The following is an 11816-nucleotide window of genomic DNA, read 5'->3' as shown; positions in this document are numbered from 1 at the left end:
AGCCTCAGTTCGCGATCGCGACCGCGAGGTGGGGCAGCACGATCTGGCGCAGGATCACGATCAGCAGCAGCACCACGAACGGCGACAGATCGATCGCCCCGAAATCGGGCAGGATGCGGCGGATCGGCCGGTACAAGGGCTCGGTGATGCGATCGAGCGCGTACAGCACCTGCCGCACGAAATCATTGTGCGTGTTGACCACGTTGAACGCGACCAGCCACGACAGGATCGCCTGGATGATGATGATCCAGGACAGCACGTTCAGCAGCAGACTGATGATCTGGATGATGGCGATCATGCGGGCCTCGATAGGAAATGAGTGTCGCCCCTAGCCGATGTGCGGGGGGAGGGCCAGAAGGGGCGTGGCCTGCCTATCCGAAGACCATCGTCCGCAGCGGGTTCGCCGGGTCGGACAGCAGTTTCACCGTCAGCGCCAGCGACATCACCACCAGCAACGGCCGTACCCCCTTGCCGCCAAAGCGCATCGCCGCCAGCGCGCCGGCCTGGTTGCCGGCGACGCTCGCCACCGCCATCGCCCCACCCAGCAGCCAGATGACATGGCCGCCCGCGATCATCAGCATCACCGCCGCCACGTTGGTGGTGAAGTTCAGGAATTTGGTGTGGGCGATGGCGCGCACCAGCCCGAGGCCGCCCGCCGCCACCAGCAGGGTGGTGAAGAACGATCCCGTGCCCGGCCCGAAGAAGCCGTCGTAGAAACCGATCACCGCGATCGCCGCGCACAGCCCGGCCTGCCCCAGCCGCGCATGGCGATCGACGTCGCTCATCTTGGGCGCGGCGACGAAGTAGATCGCCATCGCGATCAGCAGCAGCGGGATGAACGCCTTCAGGAAAGTGGGATCGACCATCGTGAGCGTGAAGGCGCCCCCCGCCGATCCGATCAGCGCGGCCAGCCCCGGCAGCGCGAAGCGGCGGAAATCGATGTGGCCCTTGCGCGCGAAGGCCAGGAAAGCGCCGCCCGTGCCGAAGGTGCTCTGCAATTTGTTGGTCGCGATCGCCGCGACCGGCGGAATGCCTGCCGCGAGCAGGGCCGGCAGGGTCAGCAGCCCACCACCACCCGCCAGCGCATCGATGAATCCCGCCACGAAGGCGACGAGCGCGAGCAAGGCGATGATGTCGGGCGTGAGGTGCATCGCCCGCCTTTAGCAGCGCCGCCCCGCGCGGCAATCATCACGCCGCCCGCTTCTTCTCCGGCTCCCGCCCGGCGGCCAGCAGCAGCAGCCGTTCGAGCGTCTTGAGCCGCGCGGTGGCGGTGATCTTGTCGCCCGTCAAATCGGTCAGGTAGAAAGTGTCGACCGCGCGCTCGCCATAGGTGGCGATGTGGGCGGAGTGGATCGTCACGCGCGATTCGAACAGCGCCTGCGCGAGCGCGTTGAGCAGGGCCGGTCGGTCCTGCGCGTTGATCTCGACCACGGTGAAGCGGTTCGAGGCGCGGTTGTCGATCAGCACGTTGGGCTCGATCGTGAAGGCGTCGGCGCGGGTGCGGGCGGATTTCTTGGCCGCCAGCCGATCGGCCATGCGGTTGCGATTGGCGAGCGCATCCTCGATCGCGGTCTTCAGCCGCTCCAGCCGGTGCATGTCGTCGAACGGCAGGCCGAAGGGATCCTGCACCAGGAAATTGTCGACCGCCATGCCGTCGCGCGTGGTGTGGATGCGCGCGTCGATGATGTTGCCGCCAGCCAGATGGATGGCGCCGGCGATGCGGTAGAACAGGCCGGGGTGGTCGCCGGCGTAGAGCGTGACGAGCGTGGCGCCGCGCGACCCATCGGCCTGGGTCGCGATCGCCAGCGCCTGTTGGTCGCCATCGGCCGCCGCGATCGTGCGGGCGTTGCTTTCGAGGATGTCGAGGCTTTCGGCGACCCAATAGGCTTCGGGCAGGCGCGCGACGTGGGCGGCGAAAACCGCGTCGCTCCAGCCGAGGCGGGCCTTCAGATCGGCCTGCTTGATCTCGATCCGCTCGCGCCGGCCGCGCTGCTTGTGGCCGAGGCGCAGCACCTCCTCCGCGCCATTGTAGAGTTCGCCGAGCAGCTGGCGCTTCCAGTCGTTCCACACGCCGGGGCCGACCGCGGCGATATCGACGACGGTGAGCAGGAACAGCAGCCGCAGCCGCTCGGGGCTCTGCACCTTCTCGGCGAAATCGATCATCGTCTTGAAGTCCGACAGGTCGCGCTTGAACGCGGTGTCGGACATGAGGAGGTGCCAGCGCACCAGCCAGGCGACGGTCTCGGTCTCGGCCGGGGTGATGCCGAAGCGCGGGCACAGCTTCATCGCGATCTCGGCGCCGATCACGCTATGGTCGCCGCCGCGCCCCTTGGCGATATCGTGGAGCAGCACCGAGACGTAGAGCGCGCGGCGCGACACGAGCTGGCCGAACACGGCGGTCGGCAGTGGCAGGGTGTCGCCCAGGTCGCCGCGCTCGATCCTGGCCAGCAGGCCCACGGCGCGCACGGTATGCTCGTCCACCGTATAATGGTGGTACATATCGAACTGCATCTGCGCCACGACGCGGCCGAAATCGGGCACGAAGCGGCCGAACACGCCCGCCTCGTTCATCCAGCGCAGCACCGTCTCCGGATCGCGGGGGCTGGTCAGCACGTCCATGAAGAAGGCGTTGGCGCGGATGTCGGCGCGCACCTTGCCGCCGATCAGCCGCGCGTCGCGCCCGGCCTGGCGGAGCGTGAGGGGGTGGATCTCGATCTCGTGCCGATCGGCCAGCGCGAACAGCTGGAGCAGGCGCACCGGATCCTCGGCGAAGAAATCCTCGCCGGGTGTCGCCAGCCGGCCGCGATCGAGGATGAAGCCGTCGAGCTTGCGCGGCGCGCGGCGGCGCAGGCCCCCGGCGAGATTGGTAAGGCCGAAGCGGCGGCCGCGCTTGGCGAGCGTCTCGTCGAGGTGGGCGAGGAACAGCCCGGTCAGGTCGCCGACCTGCTTCGCGGTGAGGAAATAATGCTTCATGAACCGCTCGACCGGGGAGCGGCCGGGGCGGGCGGCATAGCCCATCCGCACGGCGATCTCGGTCTGAACGTCGAATGTCAGGCGATCCTCGGGCCGGCGCGAGAGGATGTGGAGGTGGCAGCGCACCGCCCACAGGAAATTCTCGGCGCGCTGGAAACGGCGCAATTCCTCGCGGGTCAGAAGCCCGGCATCGACGAGTTCGGGCACCGAGCGGACGCGGTGGACATATTTGCCGATCCAGAAGAGCGTATGCAGGTCGCGCAGCCCGCCCTTGCCCTCCTTGAGATTGGGCTCGACGACATAGCGGCTGTCGCCCATCCGCTCGTGCCGCGCCTGCCGCTCGGCCAGCTTCTCGGCGGCGAACAAAGGCCCGCTGCCGGTCTGCACCTCGCGATCGAAGCGGCGCGCCGCCTCGTCGTACAAGTCCTGGTCGCCCCACACATAGCGCGCCTCGAGCAGCGCGGTGCGGATCGTGAGATCGGACTTGGCCATGCGGACCATATCGTCGAGCGAGCGGCTCGAATGGCCGACCTTCAGCCCGAGATCCCACAATATGTACAGGAGCGACTCGATGACCTGCTCGGACCAGGCGGTCTGCTTCCAAGGGGTGAGGAAGGCGATATCGACGTCCGAATGGAGCGCCATCTCGCCGCGCCCATAGCCGCCGACCGCCGCGATGGTCAGCCGCTCGGCGGCGCTGGCGTTGTTGAGCGGATGGACGCGGGCGACGACGAAATCGAAGGCGAGGCGCAGGATCTGATCGGTCAGGAAGGCGTAGGAGGCGGCCGTCTCGTTGCCCCGCATCGGCGCGGCGGCGAGGCGCCGGGCGATCTCGGCGCGCCCCTCGGCCAGCGAGTCGCGCAACAGCGGCGTCGCGGCGGCCCGCAGCTTGGCGGCGTCGGTGGTGCCGGGCAGCAGCTCGGCCAGCGCGTCGCTCAGCCGCTTGCGATCGATCAGCTGGCGGCGCTGGGGCAGGGAATCGAAACGGGTCGCCATGGGGCGCTCATGTGGGGGCTGAATGCGTCAACGTCGAGTGAAGATGGGGAGGATCGCCACATAAATCCTCCCCTGCAAGGGGAGGGGGACCGTCCGAAGGATGGTGGAGGGGTGACCCGCTCTCGAAAGGGTGACACCCCTCCGTCAGGCCTGCGGCCTGCCACCTCCCCTTGCAGGGGAGGATCCGGGATCAATCATCCTCGTCCTCATAGCCCACCAGCGCCAGCGCCTTCGCCTTGATCTGGCGGGTCATGCACCAGTGGACCAAGGCTTCCTCCCGCCCATGCGTCACCCAGACTTCGGCGGGGGCTATCTCGGTCAGCGTGCCGGTCAGTTCATCCCAGTCGGCATGGTCGGATATGACGAGCGGCAGCTCGACATTGCGCTGGCGGGCGCGCTGGCGGACGCGCATCCAGCCCGAGGCCATCGCCGTGATGGGATCGGGCAGGCGGCGCGACCAGCGGTCGTTGAGCGCCGAGGGCGGGGCCAGCACCACCGCGCCCTTCATCTCGGCGGGCTTGAGGCCGGTGGCGGGGATCAGCTCGCCCAGTTCCACCCCGAAATCGCGGTAGAGGGTGCACAATCGCTCCATCGCCCCGTGGATGAAGATCGGATCGTGATGGCCGCGCCCGCGCAGCTCGGCGATCACCCGCTGCGCCTTGCCCAGCGCATAAGCGCCGACCAGCACGCAGCGATCGGGATTGGCGTGGAGCGCGGCCAGCAGCCTGTCCATCTCCGCGCCCGTATCGGGATGGCGGAACACGGGCAGGCCGAAGGTCGCCTCGGTGATGAAGATGTCGCACGGCACCGGCTGGAAGGGCGCGCAGGTGGGATCGGGACGGCGTTTGTAATCGCCCGAGACGACGACCCGTTCGGCGCCTTTTTTCAGCACGATCTGCGCCGAACCCAGCACATGGCCGGCGGGCACGAAGCTCACGTCGATGCCGCCCAGCCGCAGCGATTCCCCATAAGCGATCGGCTGGCCGTTCTGCGGGCCATAGCGCACCGCCATGATCGCCAGCGTCTCGGGCGTGGCCAGCACCGCGCCATGGCCGCCGCGCGCATGATCGGCATGGCCGTGGGTGACGAGCGCCTTGTCAACCGGCCGCGAGGGGTCGATCCAGGCATCGGCATCGGGCAGATAGAGGCCGTGGGGATGAGGTTCGATCCAGGCGGCGAGACGGGGCATGGCGGCTATACCGGCCGGGGGGCCACCGGGTTCCGTCGCGCCCGCCGGTTTGCGGATCGCTTTGCGGAAACGGGGCGTTGGGGACGGATGATATCGCAGGGGTTTGGCCGGGCGTGACTGATCTTCCCGCGCCCCTTCTTCCCCCGGTTCTAGCCGGCTGGTTCGCCGGGCGCGGATGGGCGCCGCGCCGCTATCAGATGGAGATGCTGGCGGCCGGGCGGCGGGGCGAGCATCGGCTGCTCGTGGCGCCCACCGGCGCGGGCAAGACGCTCGCCGGCTTCCTGCCTTCGCTGGTCGATCTGATCGACCATCCGGCCGAGGGGCTGCACACGCTCTACGTCTCGCCGCTGAAGGCGCTGGCGATCGACGTGCAGCGCAACCTGCTCGATCCGATCGGCGAGATGGGGCTGGATATCCGGGTCGAGGCGCGCACCGGCGATACGCCCTCCGATCGCAAGGCGCGGCAGCGGGTGAAGCCGCCGCAGATGCTGCTGACGACGCCCGAATCGCTCAGCCTGCTGCTCAGCCACGCCGACTCCACTTTTCTGTTCGCCGGGCTGAAGGCAGTGGTGGTGGACGAGGTCCACGCCTTCGCCAACGGCAAGCGCGGCGATCTGCTGTCTTTGTGCCTCGCCCGCCTCCAGACGCTCGCGCCCGAAATGCGCCGCGTGGCGCTGTCGGCGACGGTGGCCGACGCGGATGCCTATCGCGCCTGGCTGGCGCCCGACGGCGATATCAACGCGGTTACCTTGGTGCAGGGCGATCCCGGCGCGGAGCCCGATATCCGCATCCTGCTGCCCGAGGATCGGGTGCCCTGGTCGGGCCATTCGGGGCGCTATGCTGCGGCCCAGGTGATGCAGCAAATCGCGCAGCATCGCACCACGATCGTCTTCTGCAACACGCGCAGCCTGGCCGAACTGATCTTCCAGGATCTGTGGGCGGTGAACGACGCGACCCTGCCGATCGGCATCCATCACGGCTCCCTCTCGATCGAGGCGCGGCGCAAGGTGGAGGCGGCGATGGCGGCCGGGCGGTTGCGCGCCCTGGTCGCCACCGCCAGCCTCGATCTGGGGGTCGATTGGGGCAATGTCGATCTCGTCATCCAGATGGGCGCGCCCAAGGGCTCGTCACGGCTGACCCAGCGGATCGGCCGCGCCAATCACCGGCTGGACGAGCCGAGCAAGGCGATCATCGTGCCGGGCAACCGCTTCGAATATCTCGAGGCGCGCGCCGCGCTGGACGCGGTGGAAAATGGCGAGCTGGACGTGGACATCTTCCGCCCCGGCAGCCTCGACGTGCTGGCGCAGCATATCATGGCCTGCGCCTGCGCCGCCCCGTTCGACGAGGGCGACATGCTGGCCGAGGTGCGATCGGCGCTGGCCTATTCGGCGCTGTCGGACGAATTGTTCGCGGCGGTTTTGGGCTTCATCGAGACCGGCGGCTATTCGCTGCGCGCCTACGATCGCTTCAAGCGGCTGACCCGCGACCCGGACGGCATGTGGCGGGTCAGCCACCCGCGTTTCATCCAGCAGCATCGCATGAACGCGGGCATCATCGTCGAGGCGACGATGCTCAACGTGCGCTTCAGGAACGGGCGCAATCTCGGCAAGGTGGAGGAGGGGTTCGCCGCCACTCTGTCGCCGGGCGACACCTTCTTTTTTGCCGGCATGAGCATGGAGGTGCAGGGCATCGACGGCGAGGACCTCTATGTCCGCGCCTCCTCCAAACCCGCGCGCATCCCGACCTATGGCGGCGCGCGGATGCCGCTGTCGACCAACCTCGCCGATCGGGTGCGGCGGTTCCTCGCCACGCCGGCGGAATGGCCGCGATTTCCCCCCGATGTGCGCGAATGGCTGGAGGCGCAGCAGGCGCGCTCGATCCTGCCCGATCCGGGGCAATTGCTGGTCGAAACCTTTCCGCATCAGGGGCGCCATTATATGGTCGCCTACAGTTTCGAGGGATGGAACGCGCACCAGTCGCTGGGCATGCTGGTGACGCGGCGGATGGAGACTTCGGGGCTGCAACCGCTCGGGTTCGTCGCCTCGGATTATGCCATCGCCTGTTATGCGCTCCAGCCGATCACCGATCCCCGCGCGCTGTTTTCGGGCGATATATTGGAGCATGAATTCGTCGATTGGGTGCAGCAATCGCACCTCCTGAAACGCGCTTTTCGCGAGGTGGCGGTGATCGGCGGGCTGGTCGAGCGGCAACATCCCGGCAAGCGCAAGAGCGGGCGGCAGGTGACCTTTTCGACCGACCTGATCTACGACGTGCTGCGCAAATATGAGCCCGACCACCTTTTGCTGCGCGCGGCATGGGAGGATGCGCGCGCGCGGATGACCGATGTCGGCCGCCTCGCCGGCCTGCTCGATCGCGCGGCCGAGACGATCATCCATGTCGATCTGCCGAGGGTGTCGCCGCTGGCCGTGCCGGTGCTGGTGCTGATCGGCCGCGAGAGAGTCGCCACCGGCACGGCCGACGACGCGCTGCTGATCGAGGCCGAGGCGCTCGCGCAGGAGGCGATGCGGATCGATTAACCCTCATTCTCGCCTGCCGGAGATGCGGATTCGGCCCTCTCGCAACGTCTCACAGACGATGCGGAGAGGGGGGCACGCAGATTCGAAACGTGGAGGATTTGGTGGATATGCTCGGCCCCGATATCGATGCGAGCGACGGCATGGCCTTGCTCGCGGCGCTCACCGCAGCGGAAATCACCTTGTATGAAGCGAAACGCCAGATCGCGGCGTGGCGCGCGGGCGGGCGGCAGAAACTGGCCGACGCGGTCGAGAAATGGATGATGTGGCAGATTTGTTGAGGGGCGGCTGCCCTCAACTCATCCCCTTTTGATCCGTTCGCCCTGAGCGCAGTCGAAGGGCGTGCCCCAAACGCTGCGTCCCGTTGCACGTCCTTCGACTTCGCTCGGGACGTACGGGTTCTGGGTGGCTGACCGTTAAGCAGGCTCCGCCAGCAGCTTGCTCACCAGCGCGTCGAATTCCGCCACCGCCTTGCGGTTCAATTCGCCCGTCGCGGGGCCGGCGTAGCCGGTATGGATCGCGCGCAGCTTGCCCTTGCGATCGATGAACAAGGTGGTGGGGTAGATTTTCACCCCGCCGATGTCGGGCAAGGCGCGGGCGCTGTCCTCGGGCGTGGCCTTGCCGGCGATCAGCATCGGATAATCGATCGCATAGCGCGCCGCGAATTTCTTCGCCTGCGCGGCCGAGCGCGCCGGATCGTCGGTATATTCGAATTGCAGCGCGATCGCCTCCAGCCCTTCGGCCCGGCGCTTCTTGACGTAGGGCGACAGGAAGGCGCTCTCGTCGTGGCAGTTCGGGCACCAGGTGCCGCCGATCGAGACGACCACGACCTTGCCCTTGAACCGCTCGTCGGCGAGGCTGACGGGCTTGCCGGTCATGTCGGGGAAGGTGAAGGCGATACGATCGACCGGGGGCTTTTCCTCGCCGATCGCGACCACCTGATCCTCGGGCGCGGCGCCCTGGCGGCGGGCGGTGAAGCGGCTGGGGGTGGTGCTGGTCGCGCCGAAGCTCTCGCCGGCGATGCTGCCGTCGGCGCGCAATCTGCCGCGCCACACGCCGCCCTGATTGCCATCGAAGGTGGAAAGGGCGAATTCGGCGCCGTTCACCTGCCCCGTCAGCCAGCGTTCGTCGCCGCTCGGCCATTGCACCGATCCGGTCAGCACGCCGTTGCCGGCGTCGGTGAGGATCAGCAGGCCGCGCTCGTCCTTGGGATCGGCGGGGGTGACCAGCCAGGTGCCGGCGAGCTTGCCGGTCGCGGGGGCGGGCGCCTTCCAGAAGCGCCAGGCGGTATTCGGCGTGGCGACGAACGGCACCTGCACCGGCCCGGTGCGGCGGCGCAGCGTGGCGACGCCGGAAAGCGTGCCGTCATCCTGCTGGGTCGCGCTGATCGTCGAATCATAGGAGGGGAAGGCGAGGTTCAGCGTGTCGCCGTCGATCGTCGCCTGTTCGGCCGCGACCTTGTTGGCGCCGTTGACGAAAGTGACCTTGCCGCCGGCGGCGACCTCCAGCCCGACCGGCAGCTCGCCCAGCGGCAGCTTCAGCACGGCGCGATACTGGCCGGGGGCCAGATCGGGCGTGCGGTTGCAGGCGGCGGCCATCAGGGCGAGGGCGATGACGGCGAGACGCTTCAACATAAGGGGCAGGCTCCGGCAGGTCGCGGCGGCATAGGCCGCCGGGCCGCCCGGAACAACATGATGCTGCTATTGCGTCGGCAATATCATCTCCGTTCGTGTCGAGCGAAGTCGAGGAGCGTGCCCCAAGCGGTACGAACGTGTCTCGACTTCGCTCGACACGAACGGCGAAGGATGGGGGTCAGCCCTTCCCGTTCAGCGCCGCGTTCAGCTGCTCGCGATCCAGCGCGCCTTCCCAGCGGGCCACCACGATCGTCGCCACCGCATTGCCGATGAAATTGGTGAGCGCGCGGCATTCGCTCATGAAGCGATCGACGCCGAGGATCAGCGCCATGCCCGCCACCGGCACGGTCGGCACGATCGAGAGCGTCGCGGCCAGAGTGATGAACCCCGCACCTGTCACGCCCGCCGCCCCCTTGGACGACAGCATCGCCACCGCCAGCAGCGCGATCTCCTGTCCCAAAGTCAGCTCGACATTGCAGGCCTGGGCGATGAACAGCGCCGCCAACGTCATGTAGATGTTGGTGCCGTCGAGGTTGAAGCTGTAGCCGGTCGGCACGACGAGGCCGACGATCGGCTTGGCGCAGCCGGCCTTTTCCATCTTCTGGAGCAACGCGGGCAGCGCCGCTTCGGACGAGGAGGTGCCCAGCACCAGAAGCAGCTCGGCGCGGAGATAGACGAGCAGGCGGATGATCGAGAAGCCGGTCAGCCGCGCCACCGTGCCCAGCACCACCAGCACGAACAGGATCGAGGTGACGTAGAAGGCCGCGACCAGCTGCCCGAGGTTGGCGAGGCTGCCGACGCCATATTTTCCCACGGTGAAGGCGATCGCCCCGAAGGCGCCGATCGGCGCGGCGCGCATCAGGATGGTGACGACGCGGAACACCACCAGCGCCACCCGCTCGATCAGATCCGCCACCGGCTGCGCCCGCTCGCCCACCAGCGACAGCCCGATGCCGAACAGGATCGCCACGAACAGGGTCTGGAGGATCGAGCCTTCGGTCAGCGCCGACACCATCGTCGTCGGGATGATGCTCATCAGGAAGGCGACGAGCGTGGCCTCGTGCGCCTTGTGGGCATAATCGGCGACGGCGGCGCCATCGAGCGTAGCGGGATCGATGTTGAGCCCCGCGCCCGGCTGCCACAGATTGGCGACGATCAGCCCGACGATCAGCGCGAAGGTGGAGAAAGTGAGGAAGTAAGCGAACGCCTTGGCGGCGACCCGGCCGAGCGCGCCCAGCTCGCGCATCCCCGAAATGCCGTTCACCACCGTGAGGAAGATGACGGGCGCGATCACCATCTTCACCAGCTTGATGAAGGCATCGCCCAAGGGCTTCAGCGAAGCGCCCGTTTCCGGCCAGAAATGGCCGATCGCGGTGCCGATCGCGATGGCGACCAGCACCTGCACATAGAGCTGGGCGTAGAGCGGTGTCCGGCCCGCCGGCGCCTGTGCCGTATCGACGATCATGCCCGTGAAATCCCCCGTTTCCCGACCCTTGTGCGGCAGGCGCGGCGGGAGCGCAATGCACGCCGGGCGGCCGCGCGCGGGCACCCGTTCCACCGCTTCCAAAATGGACCCTAAACGGCGTGTAAACCATGCTTCTGAGCGGTTTGACCACCTCCCTTGCCTATACCGATGTCCATGCAGACCAACGATCAACCGCAGCGCGACAGCCTCGAGACGGGCGCACGCTATCTGGCCACCGATCTGGCGGCGATGGTGATGACCGACGGTAGCGCCGGGCGCTGCGCGGTGCCGACCCGCGACGCCGCCGACGCGCTGGACGTGGCGCGGGTGCTGGCCGATGCCGCGCATTACCTCTCGTCGCTGCATGGCCGCCACCCCGGCGTGGTCGATATGGCGAGCCTGCGCCGTGGTGCCGAGCCGGTCGGCCGCTGGTTCGGCCAGGCGATCGCCGGGTTCGAGGGCGAGCGCCTGTACCTCACCCGCCTTGTCGTCGCGGCGGGGCCGATGCCCTCCACGCCGGGGCAGGCCAGCGCCGATTCGGCGATCGCCGGCCAGCGCCAGGCGATCGAGCTGCTCGCCCGATCCGACCGCGCCGGCTGCGCGCTGGGCGCGGCGGCCGGCCTGGTGCTCGACTGGCAGGCGATCCGCCCCTTGCTCGACGCGGTCGCGCTGCGCTTCGACGTGGCGCTCCAGCCCTATCGCCTGCCGGGGCAGGCGGAGACGCTGGAGGCGGTGACGACGGTGGCCGCGACCAGCCAGACCATCGCCCGCGCGATCCGCTTCGGCGCGGAGCAGATGCTGGCCCAGCATCGCCACCTGTGGGATTTGCTGGATGCCCGCCGCTCGGCCCGCCGGGGCTTGTAAGGGCGTCTTTGTGGGAAGGCGCCGGCGGCGCCTTCCGGGCCGCACCGGCCCACACCCCCACCCGACCTCCCATAGCATATCCTGATTGGGAGGTCGGGTGGGGGTGTGGGCCGGTGCGGCCTTCCTAACAAAGACTCACCCTGTTAACCCTTCTCTCCAAG

9 protein-coding genes are annotated in these 11816 nt (G+C 68.2%); 3 read left to right on the top strand and 6 right to left on the bottom strand.

Features of this window, described 5'->3' with window-relative positions:
- Positions 1-4: 4 nt before the first annotated feature.
- The 4 genes from PQ455_RS17615 to PQ455_RS17600 all read right to left on the bottom strand — a co-directional run bounded on the left by PQ455_RS17615 (position 5) and on the right by PQ455_RS17600 (position 5158).
- Positions 5-298, bottom strand: coding sequence for a YggT family protein (locus PQ455_RS17615; RefSeq protein ID WP_273687589.1), 294 nt, complete (start codon positions 296-298; stop codon positions 5-7).
- 73 nt (positions 299-371) lie between these two features.
- The gene (locus PQ455_RS17610) at positions 372-1151 is read right to left on the bottom strand and encodes a TSUP family transporter (protein WP_273687587.1); all 780 of its coding nucleotides are present in this window, start codon (positions 1149-1151) and stop codon (positions 372-374) included.
- A 37-nt stretch (positions 1152-1188) separates the two neighbouring features.
- Positions 1189-3969 (bottom strand): [protein-PII] uridylyltransferase, encoded by a 2781-nt coding sequence (locus tag PQ455_RS17605; RefSeq protein WP_273687586.1) that lies wholly within the window; start codon positions 3967-3969, stop codon positions 1189-1191.
- A 190-nt stretch (positions 3970-4159) separates the two neighbouring features.
- The gene (locus PQ455_RS17600; RefSeq protein ID WP_273687585.1) at positions 4160-5158 is read right to left on the bottom strand and encodes a ligase-associated DNA damage response exonuclease; all 999 of its coding nucleotides are present in this window, start codon (positions 5156-5158) and stop codon (positions 4160-4162) included.
- A 113-nt stretch (positions 5159-5271) separates the two neighbouring features.
- On the opposite strand from PQ455_RS17600, the gene PQ455_RS17595 reads away from it, so the two are divergent.
- Positions 5272-7695: a ligase-associated DNA damage response DEXH box helicase gene (locus tag PQ455_RS17595; RefSeq protein ID WP_273687584.1), complete on the top strand. Its 2424-nt coding sequence runs from the start codon at positions 5272-5274 to the stop codon at positions 7693-7695.
- Between the two features lie 101 nt (positions 7696-7796).
- Positions 7797-7973: a hypothetical protein gene (locus tag PQ455_RS17590; RefSeq protein WP_273687583.1), complete on the top strand. Its 177-nt coding sequence runs from the start codon at positions 7797-7799 to the stop codon at positions 7971-7973.
- Between the two features lie 135 nt (positions 7974-8108).
- Here the strand turns inward: PQ455_RS17590 and PQ455_RS17585 are convergent, their stop codons facing one another.
- Positions 8109-9326, bottom strand: a complete 1218-nt coding sequence (locus PQ455_RS17585) for a peroxiredoxin family protein (RefSeq protein ID WP_273687582.1) — start codon at positions 9324-9326, stop codon at positions 8109-8111.
- 178 nt (positions 9327-9504) lie between these two features.
- Positions 9505-10791, bottom strand: a complete 1287-nt coding sequence (locus PQ455_RS17580; RefSeq protein WP_273687580.1) for a dicarboxylate/amino acid:cation symporter — start codon at positions 10789-10791, stop codon at positions 9505-9507.
- Positions 10792-10959: 168 nt separating this feature from the next.
- Here PQ455_RS17580 and PQ455_RS17575 point away from each other — a divergent pair, with 168 nt between their 5' ends.
- On the top strand, positions 10960-11655 hold the full coding sequence (locus PQ455_RS17575; protein ID WP_273687579.1) for a DUF6975 family protein: 696 nt from the start codon (positions 10960-10962) through the stop codon (positions 11653-11655).
- Positions 11656-11816 lie beyond the last annotated feature (161 nt).

Source organism: Sphingomonas naphthae, from assembly GCF_028607085.1.
GTDB lineage: Bacteria > Pseudomonadota > Alphaproteobacteria > Sphingomonadales > Sphingomonadaceae > Sphingomonas_Q > Sphingomonas_Q naphthae.
Note: the sequence above shows the minus strand (reverse complement) of the source record. Positions and strands in the feature narration are given on the sequence as shown.